We start from the raw sequence: 18,846 nt of genomic DNA, 5'->3' as shown, positions 1-18,846 counted from the left end.
CATGACGGACCGTAAAGCTCAACTCGCCGAAAACCTGGCGAAAGTGGAAGAGCGCATCACGGCGGCGTGCATCGCCGCCGGGCGCAAGCGGGAAGAGGTGACCCTGATCGTGGTCACCAAGACCTACCCCGCGAGCGATGTGCGGATCCTGTCGGAACTCGGTGTGCGTCATGTCGCCGAGAACCGGGACCAGGACGCTGCGCCGAAGGCCGCGGAGTGTTCGGATCTGCCCCTCTCGTGGCATTTTGTCGGTCAGTTGCAGACCAACAAGGTGCGTTCTGTGGTCAGTTACGCGGATCTCGTGCAGTCTGTCGATCGTTCCAAGCTCGTCACGGCTCTGTCGAAGGAGGCGGTGCGGGCGGGGCGCGAGGTGGGCTGTCTCATCCAGGTCGCGCTGGACGCGGAGGAGAGCGGGAGAGGGGACCGGGGCGGCGTGGGGTACGGCGGAATCGAAGAGTTGGGCGACCTCGTCGCTCGGGCTCCGGGGCTCCGGCTCGACGGGCTGATGACCGTCGCGCCGCTCACTGGGCCGTATGCGGGGCGCCAACAGGCGGCGTTTGAGCGGCTGATGGATTTGTCGACTGTCCTGCGCCGCGCCCATCCGGCTGCGAACATGGTCTCGGCAGGGATGAGTACGGACCTCGAACAGGCCGTGGCAGCCGGAGCGACACATGTACGCGTCGGTACTGCGGTACTCGGAGTCCGACCCGGGCTCGGGTAACGTCGCCAAGAAGTCGGACCACAGCAGAAAATATGGTCATTTCCGCCACAGGCGGGCATAACGACCTCGTGGATCGCGGGCACTTGGCAAGTCGTCAGCCGATCCACCACAGAGCGGAGGACTCAGAGCATGGCCGGCGCGATGCGCAAGATGGCGGTCTACCTCGGCCTCGTGGAGGACGATGGGTACGACGGCAGAGGATTCGACCCCGACGACGACTTCGAGCCCGAGCTTGACCCGGAGCCCGAGCGGGACCGCCGGCGGCACGAGCCGCCACACCAGTCACATCAGGCACATCAGTCCCAACGGGACGAATCGGTACGAGTGGTGCAGCCTCCGGCGCCGCGCGATCCGGTGCCGCATTCCGCTTCGCTCGCCGCGGAATCAGGGCGTCCGGCGCGAATCGCCCCCGTGGCATCCATCACACAAGAACGTCAAAGCCTGGAGAAGAATGCCCCGGTGATCATGCCCAAGGTCGTGTCCGAACGAGAGCCGTACCGGATCACCACACTGCACCCCCGGACCTACAACGAGGCCCGTACCATCGGGGAACACTTCCGTGAGGGCACCCCGGTGATCATGAATCTGACTGAGATGGATGACACAGATGCGAAGCGACTTGTCGACTTTGCGGCCGGTTTGGTGTTTGGTCTCCACGGCAGCATCGAGCGGGTGACGCAGAAGGTGTTCCTGTTGTCGCCTGCTAACGTCGATGTCACGGCGGAGGACAAGGCCCGCATCGCAGAGGGCGGGTTCTTCAACCAGAGCTGAGACGCAGGACCGGAATGACGCACGGAAACAGGGGAGAGGGAAGCACGGATCATGAGCGTGGTCGGGCAGGTTCTCTACATCGCGCTGATGTGTTTCCTCATCGTGCTGATCTTCCGGTTGGTCATGGACTACGTCTTCCAGTTCGCCCGCTCATGGCAACCCGGCAAGGCGATGGTGGTCGTTCTCGAGGCCACCTACACTGTCACCGATCCACCGCTCAAGCTTCTGCGGCGGTTCATTCCGCCGCTGCGTCTCGGGGGCGTGGCGCTCGACCTGTCCTTCTTCGTACTGATGATCATCGTCTACATCCTGATCTCCGTCGTGAGCCGGCTGTGAACGATACGGTCTTGCCGAATGCCGACGACTACGTTGAGGTGAAGAGATGCCGTTGACCCCCGAGGACGTGCGGAACAAGCAGTTCACGACCGTCCGCCTCCGAGAAGGCTATGACGAGGACGAGGTCGATGCCTTCCTCGACGAGGTCGAAGCCGAGCTGACGCGACTGCTCCGCGAGAACGAGGACCTGCGCGCCAAGCTGGCCGCTGCCACGCGCGCGGCCGCGCAGAACCAGCAGCAGGGCATGCGCAAGCCGCCCGAGCAGCAGGACCAGCAGCAGGGCCCGCCGCAGGGCATGCGCGGTCCGGGTGCTCCCGTGCCCGCCGGCATATCGGGCCCGCCGCAGCAGCAGATGGGTGGCCCCATGGGTGGCCCGCCCCAGCTGCCCAGCGGTGCGCCGCAGCTGCCCGCGGGCCCCAGCGGCCAGGGCGGTCCGCAGGGTCCCGGTCCCATGGGCCAGGGTCCGATGGGTCAGGGTCCGATGGGCCAGGGTCCCGGCCAGATGCAGCCGCAGATGCATCAGCAGATGGGTGGCCCGATGGGCGGTCCCATGGGTGGCCCCATGGGCGGTCACGGCCCGCAGATGCCGCAGCAGGGCCCCGGTGGCGACAGCGCCGCGCGTGTCCTCTCGCTGGCTCAGCAGACCGCCGACCAGGCGATCGCCGAGGCCCGTTCCGAGGCCAACAAGATCGTCGGCGAGGCCCGCAGCCGTGCCGAGGGTCTGGAGCGCGACGCCCGAGCCAAGGCCGACGCCCTGGAGCGGGACGCGCAGGAGAAGCACCGCGTCGCGATGGGCTCCCTGGAGTCCGCTCGCGCCACGCTGGAGCGCAAGGTCGAGGACCTGCGCGGCTTCGAGCGCGAGTACCGCACGCGGCTGAAGTCCTACCTGGAGTCGCAGCTGCGCCAGCTGGAGACGCAGGCGGACGACTCGCTCGCTCCGCCGCGCACCCCGGCCACGGCATCCCTGCCGTCGCCCTCCGCGCCCTCGATGGCCCCGGCAGGCGCCAGCGCGCCGTCGTACGGCGGCAACCAGGGCATGGGTGGCGGTCCGGCACCGGCCGCGCCCTCCTACGGTGGGCAGCAGCAGATGTCGCCGGCCATGACCCAGCCGATGGCTCCGGTGCGGCCCCAGGGGCCGTCGCCGATGCAGCAGGCGCCCTCGCCGATGCGTGGGTTCCTCATCGACGAGGACGACAACTGACGGCCTTTAGTACGCCTTAGGCGTCGGCAGCGTTCAGGGCGGGGCCCCCGGATTCCGGGGGCCCCGCCCTTTTGTGCGGTCGTTGGGGCATCTGTACGTGGGTACGCAACGCCGAAGGCCCGAGCCCGCCAGAATTTCTGGCGGGCTCGGGCCTTCGGCGTTGCGGTGCGGTGGGGGAGGGCTGGGGTGGGGTTTGATTCGCCCCCTCCGCCCCTGCCCGTCCCGCATCTGGGGGCTGCGCCCCCAGACCCCCCGGGTTGTTTTTCCGCTGCGGGTGGGTGGGGGCTTGTCGCGCAGTTCCCCGCGCCCCTTCGCGGGCGGCGGGGGCGGCGGGGGCGAGAAGCCCTTGCGCCGCCCCCCGGGTGCTACGCCTTGCGGAGGCGGAACGTCAGGGACAGGGAGTCGTCCGTGAACGGGGCGCCGTAGGTGTCGTCGGCCTCGCCCTGGGCGAAGTCCGTGGCGAGGACCTCGTCCGCGATGAGGCCGGAGTGTTCGGACAGGGCGGCGATGACGGCCGGGTCCGTGGCGGTCCAGCGGAGCGCGATGCGGTCGGCCACATCGAGGCCGCTGTTCTTGCGGGCCTCCTGGATCAGCCGGATCGCGTCACGGGCGAGGCCCGCCTGACGCAACTCCTCCGTGATCTCCAGGTCCAGCGCCACCGTGGCGCCCGAGTCGGAAGCCACCGACCAGCCCTCGCGCGGGGTCTCCGTGATGATCACCTCGTCCGGGGCCAGCGTCACCGTCTCACCGTCGACCTCGACCGACGCCGTGCCCTCGCGCAGGGCCAGCGACAGCGCCGCCGCGTCCGTCTCGGCGATGACCTTCGCGACCGCCTGGACGCCCTTGCCGAAGCGCTTGCCGAGCGCGCGGAAGTTCGCCTTGGCGGTCGTGTCGACCAGTGAGCCGCCGACCTCGGAGAGTGAGGCGAGGGAGCTCACGTTCAGCTCGTCCGTGATCTGCGCGTGCAGCTCGCGGTCGAGCGTCTCGAAGCCCACCGCCCCGACCAGTGCGCGGGACAGCGGCTGGCGCGTCTTCACGCCCGACTCCGCGCGCGTGGCACGGCCGAGCTCCACGAGACGGCGTACGAGCACCATCTGCCTCGACAGCTCGGGTTCGATGGCGGACAGGTCCGCCTCCGGCCAGGAGGAGAGGTGCACGGACTCCGGGGCGCCCGGTGTGACCGGGACGACCAGGTCCTGCCAGACCCGCTCGGTGATGAACGGGGTCAGCGGGGCCATCAGGCGCGTGACCGTCTCCACGACCTCGTGCAGCGTGCGCAGCGCGGCCTTGTCGCCCTGCCAGAAGCGGCGACGCGAACGGCGGACGTACCAGTTGGACAGGTCGTCGACGAACGCCGAGAGGAGCTTTCCGGCGCGCTGGGTGTCGTACGCCTCCAGGGCCTGCGTCACCTGGTCGGTGAGCGCGTGGAGTTCGGAGAGCAGCCAGCGGTCGAGGACCGGGCGGTCCGCCGGGGCCGGGTCGGCCTCGCTGGGCGCCCAGTTGGAGGTGCGGGCGTAGAGGGCCTGGAAGGCGACCGTGTTCCAGTAGGTGAGGAGGGTCTTCCGCACCACCTCCTGGATCGTGCCGTGGCCGACGCGGCGCGCTGCCCACGGGGAGCCGCCGGCCGCCATGAACCAGCGGACCGCGTCCGCGCCGTGCTGGTCCATCAGCGGGATCGGCTGCAGGATGTTGCCCAGGTGCTTGGACATCTTGCGGCCGTCCTCGGCGAGGATGTGGCCCAGGCACACGACGTTCTCGTACGAGGACTTGTCGAAGACCAGCGTGCCGACGGCCATGAGCGTGTAGAACCACCCACGTGTCTGGTCGATGGCCTCGCTGATGAACTGCGCCGGGTAGCGGCTCTCGAAGAGCTCCTTGTTCTTGTACGGGTAGCCCCACTGCGCGAACGGCATCGAACCCGAGTCGTACCAGGCGTCGATGACCTCCGGGACGCGGGTGGCCGTCTGCTGACACTGGGGGCAGGCGAACGTGACCTCGTCGATGTACGGGCGGTGCGGGTCCAGGTTCGACTGGTCGGTGCCGGTCAGCTCGGTGAGCTCGGCGCGGGAGCCGACGCAGGTGAGGTGGCCCTCCTCGCAGGTCCACAGCGGGAGCGGGGTGCCCCAGTAGCGGCTGCGGGACAGCGCCCAGTCGACGTTGTTGTTCAGCCAGTCGCCGAAGCGGCCGTGCTTGACCGAGTCCGGGAACCAGTTGGTCCTCTCGTTCTCCTGGAGGAGGCGGTCCTTGATGGCCGTGGTGCGGATGTACCAGGACGGCTGCGCGTAGTAGAGCAGCGCGGTGTGGCAGCGCCAGCAGTGCGGGTAGCTGTGCTCGTACGGGATGTGCTTGAGGAGCAGACCGCGGTTCTGGAGGTCCTCGGTGAGCTTTTCGTCCGCCTTCTTGAAGAAGATGCCGCCCACGAGGGGGACGTCCTCCTCGAAGGTCCCGTTCGTGCGGACGGGGTTCACCACCGGCAGGCCGTACTCGCGGCAGACCTTGAGGTCGTCCTCACCGAAGGCGGGGGACTGGTGGACCAGACCCGTGCCGTCCTCGGTCGTCACGTACTCCGCGTTCACCACGTAGTGGGCTTCCGTGTCCGCCGGGAACTCCACCAGCTCGAACGGACGTTGATACGTCCAGCGCTCCATTTCGGCGCCGGTGAAGGTCTCGCCGGTGGTTTCCCAGCCATCGCCGAGGGCCTTCTCGACGAGCGGCTCGGCGACGACGAGCTTCTCCTCGCCGTTCGTCGCGACGACGTAGGTGACCTCGGGGTGCGCCGCGACGGCGGTGTTGGACACCAGTGTCCACGGGGTCGTCGTCCACACCAGGAGCGCGGCCTGGCCGGCCAGCGGACCGGAGGTGAGCGGGAAACGGACGTACACGGAGGGGTCGACGATCGTCTCGTAGCCCTGCGCCAGCTCGTGGTCCGACAGCCCTGTCTCGTCTTGCGGGCACCACGGGGCGACGCGGTAGTCCTGGACCAGCAGACCCTTGTTGAAGATCTCCTTGAGCGACCACCACACGGACTCCACGTACTCGGGGTCCATCGTGCGGTAGGCGTCATCGAGGTCGACCCAATAGCCCATGCGGTTCGTCAGGTCGGTGAAGGCATCGGTGTGGCGGGTCACGGACTCGCGGCACTTGGCGTTGAACTCGGCGATGCCGTACGCCTCGATGTCCTGCTTTCCGGTGAAGCCCAGCTCCTTCTCCACCGCGAGCTCCACCGGGAGGCCGTGGCAGTCCCAGCCGGCCTTGCGCGCCACGTGGTAGCCGCGCATGGTGCGGAAGCGCGGGAAGACGTCCTTGAAGACGCGGGCCTCGATGTGGTGGGCGCCCGGCATACCGTTGGCGGTGGGCGGGCCCTCGTAGAACACCCACTCGGGGCGGCCCTCGGACTGCTCAAGGCTCTTGGCGAAGATCTTCTGCTCGCGCCAGAAGTCGAGCACGGCGTGCTCGAGCGCGGGCAGGTCGACCTGGGCGGGCACCTGGCGGTACTGCGGCGATTTCATCGGCGAGCTTCCTCCGGCGGACTTTCTGCCTTCCGTCCGGAGGGACGAGAGCCTGTGCTGCTACCTCGTAGCTGCTGCGGACGCCGTGTGCGGCGCGCTCCCGCGGTACCACCCTCCTTGGCCCCCCGGTGCCCGTGTGCACCAGTGAGCCCCCTCATTGGGGTCGCGATGCCGGGTCTACTGGCCCTTGCGGGGTGTTCTGCCGGCGGCTCCGGGGTGATCTTCGCGTCGCGCTCGCCCCCGGGCTTCCACCGTCCCCGGGTCGCTCTTGGCTGCGTACGCCGCTACTCGTCCCCATCCACGCTTCTCGCTCCGCCCAGTGTACGGCGCCGCGGGGACAGCGGCAGACCGCTTTTCCGGGGTGCCCCGGCGGCCTGCGCGGTGACCCGAATGGCGAGGCGCGGGTGTCCGGATCCTGGGACGCCGGGCCCTGCGGATTACCGGGCGGGGAGCTGGGCACAACGCATGCAGGCTTGTCGCGCGGGACCCGCGGGGCGGGCGAATGGATGGTGTGCCCCGTTGCCGTGGGACAGAAGTCGATTTATCGTCCCAGCACGATTCGCGAGCGAAATCACAATATGTGAAGGGGCCGCGGCCATGGTGGCGAAGAAGACCGCCGTACAGCAGTCGGCGTCCGGCAGATCCACGGCTCCGGTGGCCAAGGACGTGGGCGGGAAGAAGAACGCGCAGGTGGCGCCTGCGACGGGTGCGGCCAAGCCGGTGAAGACGGTTTCCAAGGCGGCTTCCGAGACGGCGACGAAGGCGGCGACGAAGACCGCGAGCAGGAAGTCGGCCGTTACGAAGACGGTGAACAAGAAGGCGACCGCTACGAAGACGGTGAGCAAGAAGGTGGCCGCTACGAAGGCGGTCACGAAGAAGGCGCCCACTACGGAGGCCGCGACGACCCAACCGGCCCCTTCGAAGAGGGCAGCCACCAAAACGGCCGCCACCAAAACGGCGCCTACGAAGGCGACGGTTACGAAGAGGGTCGTCAAGAAGTCCGACGCGAAGAAGACGGCGGTGGCGAAGAAGGCGGTGGCCAGGAAGGTCGCCGGGGCCAAGGCCGCGGCGACGGAGACCGTCCCGGAGGAGACGGCCCCGGCGAAGGGCGCCCGGCCGAAGGGCGGCACCACGAAGAGGGCCGGTGCGAGGAGCGCGGCCAGGAAGAGCACCAGTACGGCCAAGAAGGCGGTCGCTTCCGCGGCCGAGGGCGCGGCCCAGGCCGCGAATACGACGGGAGCCACGACGGTGGTTGCGAAGAAGACTCCTGGCACGGCCACGGCGGCGAAGAAGCCCACCCCGGTCCCCAAGGCGCGGATCGCCGCGGCGGAACCCGGCGAGCTCGCGGTGCGCCCCGGTGAGGACCCCTGGACCCCGGAAGAGGTCGCGGAGGCGCGCGCGGAGCTGCAGTCGGAGGCGCTGCGGCTGCGCACCGAGATCTCGTCGTCCGAGCAGGCGCTCGCGGGCCTGATGCGTGACTCCGGCGACGGCGCGGGCGACGACCAGGCGGACACCGGCACGAAGAACATCACGCGCGAGCACGAGATGGCCCTCGCGGCCAACGCGCGCGAGATGCTCATCCAGACCGAGCGCGCCCTGGAGAAGCTCGACGCGGGCACATACGGACTGTGCGAGAACTGCGGCAACCCCATCGGCAAGGCCCGGATGCAGGCCTTCCCGCGCGCCACCCTGTGCGTCGAGTGCAAGCAGAAGCAGGAACGGCGTTATTGAGCCCACGGTCGAGCGACAGCGCGAACGCCGTCACCGAAGGGCGCGGGAGGGCTCCTGGGCACGTGGGCCCCGGGGGGTGTGCCGTACCCTCGTCCTCAGTCAGGAACCTAGGTCGAGGGACTCACTCACGTGGCAGAGGCGGAGCGCATCATCGGTACGCCGGACATCCCGGGAGCGGCGGGGGCCGGTCCGGAGCAGTCCGGCGGGAACGCGGCGTCGGGCGACCGGTCCGGATCCGAGGAGTCGGCCACGGGCGAGCGTTCCGGCGCGGACTCGGGCGCGGACTCCGGAGCTGACGAGACGTCGGCCACGGACGAGCGGCCGAAGGGCAAGCGCAGGATCGCTGTCCTGTTCACGGTCGCCGTGCTGGCGTACGCCCTCGACCTCGTGAGCAAGATGATCGTGGTCGCGAAGCTGGAGCACCACGACTCGATCGAGATCGTCGGGGACTGGCTGAAGTTCGAGGCGATCCGCAACGCGGGCGCGGCCTTCGGATTCGGCGAGGCCTTCACGATCATCTTCACGGTGATCGCCGCAGCCGTGATCGTCGTCATCGCCCGGCTCGCGCGCAAGCTCTACAGCCTGCCCTGGGCAATCGCGCTGGGCCTGCTCCTCGGCGGTGCGCTGGGCAACCTGACCGACCGGATCTTCCGCTCGCCCGGCGTCTTCGAGGGCGCGGTCGTCGACTTCATCGCGCCCAAGCACTTCGCGGTCTTCAACCTGGCCGACTCGGCGATCGTCTGCGGCGGCATCCTGATCGTGCTGCTGTCCTTCCGCGGGCTCGACCCCGACGGAACCGTCCACCGGGACTGACCCCGCGGACGGCCTTCCGCGGGCACTGATGTTCGGGCTGTGGTCAGGTGGTGTCGGCGCCGTCCGGCATACTCGACGGGTGAGCACGATTCCCGAGATCCGTACCCTGCCCGTGCCCGACGGCCTGGAGGGCGAGCGCGTCGACGCCGCCATCTCCCGCATGTTCGGCTTCTCCCGCACGAAGGCCGCCGAGCTCGCCGCGGCGGGGAAGGTCACGGTCGACGGCTCGGTGGTCGGCAAGTCCGAGCGGGTGCAGGGCGGCGCCTGGCTCGAGGTCGAGATGCCGCAGGCGCCCGCGCCCGTGCAGATCGTCGCCGAGCCCGTCGAGGGCATGGACATCGTGCACGACGACGATGACGTGGTCGTGATCGTCAAGCCGGTCGGCGTGGCCGCGCACCCCAGCCCCGGCTGGTCGGGCCCGACCGTGATCGGCGGTCTCGCGGCCGCCGGGTACCGGATCTCGACCTCCGGAGCCTCCGAGCGCCAGGGCATCGTGCACCGCCTCGACGTGGGCACCTCGGGCCTGATGGTGGTCGCCAAGTCGGAGTACGCGTACACGTCGCTCAAGCGCCAGTTCAAGGAGCGCACGGTCGACAAGCGCTACCACACGCTCGTGCAGGGCCACCCGGACCCGACCAGCGGCACCATCGACGCGCCCATCGGACGCCACCCGAACCTCGACTACAAGTGGGCGGTCACGGCCGAGGGCAAGCCCTCGATCACGCACTACGACCTGGTCGAGGCGTTCCGCGCGGCGTCGCTGCTCGACGTCAAGCTGGAGACGGGGCGCACCCACCAGATCCGCGTCCACATGGCGGCCCACCGGCACCCCTGCGTCGGCGACCTGACGTACGGCGCGGACCCGACACTCGCGAAGCGGCTCGGCCTCACCCGGCAGTGGCTGCACGCGGTGCGGCTCGGCTTCGAGCACCCCGGCGACGGGCAGTGGGTGGAGTTCGAGAGCGACTACCCCGAGGACTTGCAGAAGGCGCTCGACAAGGTGCGCGAGGAGAGCTACGCGTGAGCGCGTCCCACGGGGCGCAGAGCGGCTCCTACGTGCTGCGGGTGGCCGAGGACGTCGCCGACCGCGAGGCGTGCTTCGCGGTGCGCAAGGAGGTCTTCGTCGGGGAACAGCGCGTCCCCGAGGACATCGAGTACGACGCGTACGATGCCGGCGCCCTGCATGTGCTGGCCGTCCGGGAGGACGGGGTGCCGCTCGGCACCGGGCGGCTCCTCTACGGCGAGGCGGCGGCCGCGAAGACCGACGGCGACCCGACGGTCGGCTCGCTCGGTCGGCTCGCCGTGACGCGCGAGGCGCGTGGGCTCGGCGTCGGCGCCGCCCTCGTACGCGCCATCGAAGACGCGGCACGCGCGCGTGGACTGGCCGCGGTGGACCTGCACGCGCAGACGCACGCGCTGGGGTTCTACGAGCGGCTGGGGTACATGGCGTACGGCGAGGAGTTCCCGGACGCGGGCATTCCGCACCGGGCGATGCGGCGCTCTCTGTAAACCGGGCGATCGGGCCGCCTCTGCGACAGGGGGCGCCTGCAAGCGGGCGTTTCCCTGCCCACCAGCCGGCCCGTCGTCAGGGGCTGCCGCGCTGGTCGCCGTCGCGGCGGAAGGAATCGGCGCGTGGCACGCTGGAGGCCTGGCTGCCCCTGACCGCCTAGACCTCGCCGGAGCGCTGACCGTGGATCAGTTGGCCCTGCTGTTCATGCTGCTGCTCGGGGCCGTGGTGAGTGTCCCGGTCGGGGACCGGCTCGGGCTGCCGGCGCCGGTGCTGATGACGCTCCTCGGGATCGTCCTGGCCGTGCTGGACTTCGTGCCCAACGTGGACATCCCGCCGGACCTGATCCTGCCCCTGTTGCTGCCGCCGCTGTTGTACGCCTCGGTGCGGCGGACGTCGTGGAGACAGTTCGCCGCCAACAAACGGCCGATCTTCCTGCTGGCCGTGGCGCTGGTGTTCGTCACCACCGCGGCCGTGGCGTTCGTCGCCAACGCGATCGTGCCGGGGCTGCCGATCGCCGCCGCCGTGGCGCTCGGCGCGCTCGTGGCGCCGCCCGATCCGGTCGCGGCCACCGCAGTCGCGGGACAGCTCGGGCTGCCGCGCCGACTGGTGTCCATCCTGGAGGGGGAGGGGCTCTTCAACGACGTGACGGCCATCGTGCTGTACCACGTCGCGATCGCCGCCGCCGTCAGCGGGACCTTCTCGCCCTGGAGCGCCGGGCTCGACCTCGTGTTGTCCGCCGTCGTCGCGCTCGTCATCGGTCTGGCACTCGGCTGGGTCGCGAACAAGCTGATGGACCTGCTCGGCGACGCCACGCTGCAGATCGGGCTGACACTGCTCGTGCCGTACGCCTCGTACGTCCTGGCCGAGGAACTGCACGGGTCCGGGGTGCTCGCCGTGCTCACCACCGCGCTGTTCCTGGCGGAGTACGCGACCGATGCCGACGACGTCATGATGCGGCTCGCCGGGTACACGTTCTGGGATGTGGTGGACACGCTCGTCACCGGGGTCGCGTTCGGGCTGATCGGTCTTGAGCTGCACAACGCGATCAGGACGGCGGCGGGGCGCTGGGGCGAGATGCTGGGGTGGGCAGCGGCGATCGTGGTCGTGGTGGTGCTGGTACGGCTGGTGTGGCTCTTGCCGGCCACCTGGCTGACCAAGCGGCTGCATGCGAAACGGGACTACGACGAGGAGATTCCGACCTCGTGGCGGGAGACCCTCGTGATGTGGTGGTCGGGGATGCGGGGGGTCGCGTCGGTCGCCCTGGCGCTGGCGATTCCGCTGAAGATGGACGACGGGTCACCGTTTCCGGACCGGGACGAGATCGTGTTCATCGCGTTCGGGGTGATCATGGCGACGCTCGTGCTGCAGGGGCTCACGCTGCCCTGGCTGGTCAGGAAGCTCGGGGTGCGGGCCGACACGGATGTCGAGAAGGCCTTCGAGAAGGAGCTGGCGGTTCGGGCCGCGAAGGCCGCGAGGCGGCGGCTGAAGGAGATCGAGCAGGTCGAGGAGCTGCCGGAGGAGGTGACCGAGCAGTTGCTGCGGCGGGCCTTCGACATCGGGGTGCGGATCAGCCCCGACATGGGGGACGAGGAGCGCAGGGAGGCCTACGAGCAGCGGGCTCGGCGGGTCAAGAGGATGCGGCGGATTCAGGGCGAGATGATGAGCGCGGCCCGGCACGAGGTGCTGTCGGCGCGGAGTGAGCCGGGGGCGGATCCGGAGATCGTGGACCGGGTGCTGCGACACCTGGACGTGCGCAGCTTGCGGTGACGCTGCGCCGGGCTTTGGCGGGTGCTCTGCCACCCGCGCGGCGCCCGTCTCCAGTTGGTTGAGATGTGCGGGTCTCCCGTGGGGCTTTCTCGCCGTCGGCGGTTGTCGCTCCTAAGATCGCATCATGGCGCGCAACGTTGTGATCAGCGGTGGTGGATCGGGGATCGGGCTCGCGGCGGCGCAGGCCTTCGCGGCCGACGGGGATCGGGTGTTGCTGCTCGGGCGGCGGGCCGAGGTGTTGGAGAAGGCCGGGGTGCCCGGGGCGCTCACGTACGCCGCCGATCTGAGTGATCCGCACGGTGTGCGCGGTGTCGCCGAGTTCGTGGGGGACGAGTTCGGCACGGTGGACGTGCTGGTGCACAGTGCCGGCGGCGCCGGGAATCTGGAGCCGAAGGTCGAGACGGAGGACCCGCTCAAAGCCGTCGTGCACAACTGGACCGTCAACTTCCGGCTCAACACGCTGACCGCGGTCCTGCTCACGGAGGCCCTGCGGGAGCGGCTGGCCTCTCCCGGCGGACGGGTGCTGTTCCTGAGCTCCATCGCCGCTTACCGAGGATCCGGCAGCAGCGCGTACGCGGCGTCCAAGGCCGCGCTGCACCCGTACGCCTACGATCTGGCCCGGGAGTTGGGGCCGCGGGGTATCACCGTGAACGTGGTGGCGCCCGGCTATGTCGAGGACACCGGGTTCTTCGGCGGCGAGATCGAACCGGCCCGGCGGGAGCGGCTCGTCGCGGAGACCTCGACGGGGCGGGCGGGTACGCCAGGGGACGTCGCCGGGACTCTGCACTGGCTGGCGTCCCCGGCCGCCGGACACATCACCGCGCAGGTGATCCAGGTCAACGGGGGTGCGGAACGCGGGCATTGAACCCCGTCCGTCCCGCTCCGGAATCCGGGGGAAACTCGGCCCGGGCCCGTCCGGCCGGGGTCAATCTCGGTCGCTGGCCCGTCCGGCCGGGGGTCAATCTCGGTCCCGGGTCCATCCGGCCGGGGGGGCAATCTCGGTCCCGGGCCCGTCCGGCCGGGGGTCAATCCCGGCCCCGGGTCCATCCGGCCGGAGCGTCAACCGCGGCCCGGCCCCGTTCGTGGTGGTTCGTGCGCGGTCCGGCCGTGATCCGGGCGGGCCGCGGCCCCGTCCGCTCCATCCGATTCGCCGCGCCCCGCACGCGGTGCCCGGCCCGGCGGCAGTGCCGCGTCCGCCGTGTTGACGCGAGGGAGCGCGTAGGGGTGCACCTCGGTCAGCCAGCGGATCATCTGCTCGCGGACCGTGACCCGTACCGTCCAGATGTCGTCCGCGTCCTTCGCGGTGACCAGGGCGCGTACCTGCATGGTGTTGGGCGTCGAGTCCGTGACGGCCAGTCCGTAGTCGCGGCCGTCCCAGGCCGGGCATTCGCGCAGGATGTCGCGCAGCTTCTCGCGCATCGCCTCCACGGGCGCGGAGTGGTCGACGTGGAAGTAGACGATGCCGGTCATCTGGGGGGTGCCGCGCGACCAGTTCTCGAAGGGCTTGGACGTGAAGTACGAGACCGGCATGGTGATCCGGCGTTCGTCCCACGTCCGTACCGTAAGGAACGTCAGCGTGATCTCCTCGACCGTGCCCCACTCGCCGTCCACCACGACGGTGTCGCCGAGGCGCACCATGTCGCCGAAGGCGATCTGCAGCCCGGCGAAGAGGTTGGCGAGCGTGGACTGCGCGGCGACACCGGCGACGATGCCGAGGATGCCGGCCGAGGCGAGCAGCGAGGCACCGGCGGCGCGCATCGCGGGGAACGTGAGCAGCATCGACGCGATCGCCACCACGGCGACGATCGCGGACACCACGCGCTGGATCAGCGTCACCTGCGTACGCACCCGGCGGACCCTCGCCGGGTCGCGGTGGGCGGTGGCGTAGCGGGTGTACGAGGTCTCGACGATCGCCGTCGCGATGCGCACCACCAGCCACGCGGCGGACCCGATGAGGATCAGCGTCAGCGCCCGGCCGATGCCGACCCGGTGTTCCATCAGCAGTTTCGCCTGGTCGTACGAGCCTCTGAGCAGGGCCGCGAACAGGACGAGCTGGAAGGGGACGCGGCCGCGGCGGAGCAGACCCCACAACGGGGTGGCCTCGTGGTGCCGGTCGTCGGCCCGTCGCAGCAGGTGGTCCACGGCCCACCCGATGAGCAGCGTGAGCACGACCGAGCCACCGATGACGATCAGCGGGCGCAGTACGTTCTCCATGCCTGAGACCGTAACCGGCCGCGGGCGATGATGAACATGTGATCCCCGGGTGGAAGTGGGTACGGCCGCCGCCCGGCGTTGTCGGTCCCGGCTGGCACGATGGGGTTCATGAACATCATGCTCTTTCACTCGACGTACGGGCTGCGGCCCGCGGTGCGCGCCGCGGCGGACCGGCTGCGCGCCGCGGGACACGAGGTGTGGACGCCCGATCTCTTCGACGGGCGCACCTTCGAGACCGTGGAGGAGGGCATGGCCTTCAAGGAAGAGATCGGCAAGGACGAGCTGCTCAAGCGCGCGGTCCTGGCTGCCGCGCCCTACTCCGGGCGCGGCCTGGTGTACGCGGGATTCTCGCTCGGCGCCTCCATCGCGCAGACCCTGGCGCTCGGCGACGAGAAGGCTCGCGGGCTGCTGCTCCTGCACGGCACGTCGGACATCGCTCAGAGCGCGTCGGTGGACGAGCTGCCGGTCCAGCTGCATGTCGCCGAGCCCGACCAGTTCGAGACGGACGACTGGCTGAGCGCCTGGTATCTGCAGATGCAGAGAGCGGGGGCTGACGTGGAGATCTACCGGTACGCCGGTGCCGGTCACCTCTACACCGACCCCGACCTGCCCGACTACGACGGGGAGGCGGCCGAGGCCACCTGGAAGGTGGCGCTCGGCTTCCTCGACAGTTTGCAGAGCCTCTAGGACGCTGACAGTCCGTAGAGCCCTAGGCCGCCGACAGTCCGTGGAGCCCTGCCGCGCCGACAGTCTGTGGAGCCCTACGACGCTTACACCGGGTCGTACGTCCGCTCCGCCTTCTGCGTGCCGCTGCGCGTGCGGTACGAACGGACCCAGGACGAGGTCGCGTTGGGGTTCGTGCGGTTGGAGAGCACGTAGTAGTCCATCTGCGCGCGGTCGGCGGTGATGTCCAGGACGCCGTAGCCGTGGCGGTCGGTGTCGACCCAGTGGACGTGCCGGTTGGCCGAGCGGATGATCGGCGCGGCCACGGCCGAGACGGTGCCCTCCGGGACCTTGACGATGTCGTCGAGGTTGTCGGAGGTCACCGAGGTGACCACGAACTCCGTGGCGGCCGAGGCGGACAGCGGGTACGTACCGGCGTCGACCGGCACGTCGTTGGCCCAGGCCATGTGGATGTCGCCGGTCAGGAAGACCGTGTTGCGGATCGCGTTCGCACGCAGATGCGCGAGCAGTTCGCGGCGGTCGTCCGTGTAGCCGTCCCACTGGTCGGTGTTGACGGCGATGCCCTCCTGCGGGAGACCGAGCAGCTTGGCGAGCGGCTTGAGCAGGTCGGCGGAGAGGGAGCCCACCGCGAACGGTGAGATCATCACCGAGTTGCCGACCAGACGCCAGGTGGTGTCCGAGGACTTGAGCCCGGACTTCAGCCAGTCGAGCTGGGCCCGGCCGGTGATCGTACGGTCCGGGTCGTCGACCGAGCCGCTGGCCGTGGACGCCTGCTGCGAACGGAAGGAGCGCAGGTCGAGCAGCGAGAGGTCGGCGAGCTTGCCGAAGCGCAGCTTGCGGTAGGTGGTGCCGGCGATCGCCGGGCGGACCGGCATCCACTCGAAGTAGGCCTGCTTCGCGGCGGCCTGACGGGCCGACCAGGTGCCCTCGGCGCCCTCGGTGTGGTTGACGGCGCCGCCCGACCAGGAGTTGTCGGCGAACTCGTGGTCGTCCCAGATCGCGACGACCGGCGCCTTGTGGTGCAGGGCCTGCAGGTCCGGGTCGGTCTTGTAACGGCCGTGCCGGGTGCGGTAGTCGGCGAGGGTCAGGATCTCGTTGGCGGGGGCGTGCGGCCGTACGACCGTGCCGCGGGTCCCGTACTCGCCGGACTTGTACTCGTAGATGTAGTCGCCGAGGTGCAGCCAGGCGTCCAGGTCGTTGCGGGCCGCGAGGTGGCGGTAGGCCGAGAAGTAGCCGGCCTCCCAGTTGGCGCAGGAGACCACGCCGAAGCGCAGACCGGCCACGGCGGCGTCGGCGGCCGGGGCGGTGCGGGTGCGGGCGACGGGCGAGTCGGTGCCGCCCGCGGAGAAGCGGAACCAGTAGTCCGTGGCCGGATCCAGACCGCGGATGTCCGCCTTGACGGTGTGGTCGGAGCCGGCCGTCGCGGTGGTGGAGCCCTTGGCGACGATCGTGCCGAACGCCTTGTCCTTGGCGACGGTCCAGCTGACCTCGGTGTCCGGGCCGAGCCCGGAGCCGGGTATCGCCGCGGAGGTGGGCGTCACCCGGGTCCACAGCAGGATGCCGTCGGGCAGCGGATCGCCGGAGGCGACACCGTGCAGGAAGGCGGGGGCCTCGGCGGCTCGGGCCGGCAGAGCGGCCGCGAGCGGGGCGGCGAGGACGGCGGTGGCGGCCGCGGCCTTGACGACCGTACGGCGGCGCGGGGCGCGGGAGTTGACGGCGCCCGAGGAGTCGGATGATCTGATGCGACTGGTCACGAGCGATCAGGTTACCGATCAGTACAAGCCAAGAGCGGGCGAACTGGCAAAAGTTCGCCCGCTCTTCGAGAGCTGGTCGCTCAACGCACGCGTCGCCGCCTGTCGGTGCCCGGCGCCCGGTGCCGGGGCTACCGAGGCGCCGGTGGCTCAGGCCTTGAGTGCCGCGTCGATCGCCGTGTTGAAGTCCGCGACCGTCATCGGTGCGTTCTGGCCGTCGGAGCCGGTGAGCTTCTTGCCGTTCATCACCAGGCTCGGCGTGCCGTTGACGCCGTCCTTGTTGGTGTTGAACGTCTCGGACATGGCCAGCGCCCAGGCGTCGTACTTGCCGTCCTTGACGGCGCTCTGGAACGCCGTGTTGTTCTTGAGCGCGCCGACCGTGTCCGCGACCTCGATGAGGTAGTCGTCGCTCTTGAACTTGTCGTCCGTCTCCTCGGGGTGGTACTTCGCCGAGTAGAGCGCGGTCTTGTACTCCAGGAAGGCTTCCGGGCTCACGTTCAGCGCGGCACCCAGGGCGCTCATCGCGTTCTTGGAGCCCTCGCCGCGGGAGCCGATCTGGATCTTGCCCTTATCGTCGGAGTCGCCGTCGAGGAACGTGCCGCCGATGTACTGGATCTTGAACTTGCCGGCGTCGAAGTCCTTCTTCAGGGTGGAGCCGACGGTCTGCTCGAACGTCGCGCAGATCGGGCAGCGCGGGTCCTCGTAGAGCTTCAGGGTCTTCTTCGCGGTGCTCTTGCCGAGAACGACGGTCGTACCGTTCGTGCCCGTGGTGTTGGCGGGCGCGACGACCTTGTCGCTCTTGATGGACTCCCAGTGGCTGGGCTTGTTGTTCTGCACGACGGCGTAGCCGATGCCGCCGGCTATCGCGAGGACGGCGACGAGGGAGCCGGCCACGATGGCCTGCCGCTTGATCTTGTCGCGCTTGACCTGGCGCTCGCGCTCCAGGCGCAGCTTCTCACGGGCCGCCGTCTTCGCCGCCTGGCTGTTCCGCTTGCTCATAGTGGTGATCTCCATGGGGGACGCGCACATGCCGTACGCGGGATACGTATGGGGGACTGCTGGTGCTCAGGTGCTGTCGCTCAGCGGGTGCTGTCGCCACGGCGGACTACTGCCGCTCGGGCGGACTTGGTCACGCGAAAGCGACCGAGCACGGCGGTCCACGCCGTCCCAGGGAGTGCACGAACAGGCGCGTACGGACGATGGCCGTCCGGCAGGCGGGGCGCGGCAGCCGGCGGACCGGAGCGAGCCGTACGGTCACCGCGGCGACCGCGATCAGCAGTGGCCGGAAGGTGGCGGCGGCCACGGCACGCAGCAGCTGGTCCAGGGCCCGCTCGCCGCGGCGCAGCCAGGCGGCCGCGAGGAGCCCGACGCCGACGTGCGCGCCGAGCAGCAGCCAGGCGGCGACCGGGTCGGCGTGCGCGAGCAGGGCCGCCGCGCGGTCGGTGCCCGCGCCGGTCACCTGTGCCAGCGGGGTGCCCACATTGCCGCCGCCGCACAGGACGTCGAAGCCGACCGAGCGCAGCGGGCCCGCGACCGGGCCGCCCGCCCTGCCGTAGCAGACGTGCTGACCCGTGGTGAACACGGTGTCGGCGGCCAGCTCCAGCGGGATCAGCAGGGCCGCGATCCGCCCGAAGCCGCGCTCGCGGCCGGCCAGCGCGTACGCGATGACGAAGACGGCGGCGGCGATCGCGGCCACGGTGCTCAGCGGCAGCGGGACCCGGGACAGCAGCACGTGCGACGCGGTGGAGAGCGTCACGACGACAGCCGTGAACAGCGCCGCGCGCACGGCTCTGAGCTGGGTCCCGGATATGTCCATAGCGGAGGAGAGTCTCCCACGC

16 protein-coding genes are annotated in these 18,846 nt (G+C 70.0%); 11 read left to right on the top strand and 5 right to left on the bottom strand.

Annotated elements, in window-relative coordinates:
* Position 1 precedes the first annotated feature (1 nt).
* The 4 genes from ACZ4RZ_RS09980 (at position 2) to ACZ4RZ_RS09965 (ending at position 3,029) form a co-directional block, all read left to right on the top strand.
* Complete coding sequence (locus ACZ4RZ_RS09980) at positions 2-721, top strand: YggS family pyridoxal phosphate-dependent enzyme (protein ID WP_467743481.1); 720 nt, start codon at positions 2-4, stop codon at positions 719-721.
* Between the two features lie 129 nt (positions 722-850).
* Positions 851-1,492 carry a cell division protein SepF gene (locus ACZ4RZ_RS09975; RefSeq protein WP_369245977.1) on the top strand — a complete coding sequence of 214 codons (642 nt, stop codon included), beginning with the start codon at positions 851-853 and terminating at the stop codon, positions 1,490-1,492.
* A 51-nt stretch (positions 1,493-1,543) separates the two neighbouring features.
* A complete protein-coding gene (locus ACZ4RZ_RS09970) occupies positions 1,544-1,828 on the top strand; it encodes a YggT family protein (RefSeq protein WP_028803186.1) in 285 nt (94 codons plus the stop codon).
* A 46-nt stretch (positions 1,829-1,874) separates the two neighbouring features.
* Positions 1,875-3,029: a DivIVA domain-containing protein gene (locus ACZ4RZ_RS09965; RefSeq protein WP_467743480.1), complete on the top strand. Its 1,155-nt coding sequence runs from the start codon at positions 1,875-1,877 to the stop codon at positions 3,027-3,029.
* A gap of 365 nt (positions 3,030-3,394) precedes the next feature.
* Here the strand turns inward: ACZ4RZ_RS09965 and ileS are convergent, their stop codons facing one another.
* Positions 3,395-6,538, bottom strand: a complete 3,144-nt coding sequence (gene ileS / locus ACZ4RZ_RS09960) for an isoleucine--tRNA ligase (RefSeq protein WP_467743479.1) — start codon at positions 6,536-6,538, stop codon at positions 3,395-3,397.
* Positions 6,539-7,135: 597 nt separating this feature from the next.
* On the opposite strand from ileS, the gene ACZ4RZ_RS09955 reads away from it, so the two are divergent.
* The 6 genes from ACZ4RZ_RS09955 (at position 7,136) to ACZ4RZ_RS09930 (ending at position 13,224) form a co-directional block, all read left to right on the top strand.
* A complete protein-coding gene (locus ACZ4RZ_RS09955) occupies positions 7,136-8,269 on the top strand; it encodes a TraR/DksA family transcriptional regulator (RefSeq protein ID WP_467743478.1) in 1,134 nt (377 codons plus the stop codon).
* 129 nt (positions 8,270-8,398) lie between these two features.
* Complete coding sequence (gene lspA / locus ACZ4RZ_RS09950; protein ID WP_467743477.1) at positions 8,399-9,082, top strand: signal peptidase II; 684 nt, start codon at positions 8,399-8,401, stop codon at positions 9,080-9,082.
* A 79-nt stretch (positions 9,083-9,161) separates the two neighbouring features.
* Positions 9,162-10,106, top strand: coding sequence for an RluA family pseudouridine synthase (locus tag ACZ4RZ_RS09945; protein WP_467743476.1), 945 nt, complete (start codon positions 9,162-9,164; stop codon positions 10,104-10,106).
* On the top strand, positions 10,103-10,591 hold the full coding sequence (locus ACZ4RZ_RS09940) for a GNAT family N-acetyltransferase (protein ID WP_467743475.1): 489 nt from the start codon (positions 10,103-10,105) through the stop codon (positions 10,589-10,591). Before ACZ4RZ_RS09945 ends, ACZ4RZ_RS09940 begins: the two co-directional genes overlap by 4 nt.
* A gap of 181 nt (positions 10,592-10,772) precedes the next feature.
* Positions 10,773-12,359: a Na+/H+ antiporter gene (locus tag ACZ4RZ_RS09935; RefSeq protein ID WP_467743474.1), complete on the top strand. Its 1,587-nt coding sequence runs from the start codon at positions 10,773-10,775 to the stop codon at positions 12,357-12,359.
* Positions 12,360-12,483: 124 nt separating this feature from the next.
* Positions 12,484-13,224, top strand: a complete 741-nt coding sequence (locus ACZ4RZ_RS09930; protein WP_467743473.1) for an SDR family NAD(P)-dependent oxidoreductase — start codon at positions 12,484-12,486, stop codon at positions 13,222-13,224.
* A 194-nt stretch (positions 13,225-13,418) separates the two neighbouring features.
* Here ACZ4RZ_RS09930 and ACZ4RZ_RS09925 read toward each other — a convergent pair whose 3' ends face one another.
* Entirely contained in the window at positions 13,419-14,573 is a 1,155-nt protein-coding gene (locus ACZ4RZ_RS09925; RefSeq protein WP_467743472.1) for a mechanosensitive ion channel family protein, read from the bottom strand.
* A 108-nt stretch (positions 14,574-14,681) separates the two neighbouring features.
* On the opposite strand from ACZ4RZ_RS09925, the gene ACZ4RZ_RS09920 reads away from it, so the two are divergent.
* Positions 14,682-15,260, top strand: coding sequence for a dienelactone hydrolase family protein (locus ACZ4RZ_RS09920; RefSeq protein ID WP_467743471.1), 579 nt, complete (start codon positions 14,682-14,684; stop codon positions 15,258-15,260).
* Between the two features lie 83 nt (positions 15,261-15,343).
* Here the strand turns inward: ACZ4RZ_RS09920 and ACZ4RZ_RS09915 are convergent, their stop codons facing one another.
* The 3 genes from ACZ4RZ_RS09915 to ACZ4RZ_RS09905 form a co-directional block, all read right to left on the bottom strand.
* Positions 15,344-17,011, bottom strand: a complete 1,668-nt coding sequence (locus ACZ4RZ_RS09915) for an alkaline phosphatase D family protein (protein WP_467743470.1) — start codon at positions 17,009-17,011, stop codon at positions 15,344-15,346.
* 147 nt (positions 17,012-17,158) lie between these two features.
* Positions 17,159-18,007: a thioredoxin domain-containing protein gene (locus tag ACZ4RZ_RS09910; RefSeq protein WP_467743469.1), complete on the bottom strand. Its 849-nt coding sequence runs from the start codon at positions 18,005-18,007 to the stop codon at positions 17,159-17,161.
* Between the two features lie 130 nt (positions 18,008-18,137).
* Entirely contained in the window at positions 18,138-18,824 is a 687-nt protein-coding gene (locus ACZ4RZ_RS09905) for a hypothetical protein (RefSeq protein WP_467743468.1), read from the bottom strand.
* Positions 18,825-18,846: the final 22 nt, after the last annotated feature.

It is taken from the genome of Streptomyces sp. NPDC027189 (genome assembly GCF_055566975.1).
Note: the sequence above shows the minus strand (reverse complement) of the source record. Positions and strands in the feature narration are given on the sequence as shown.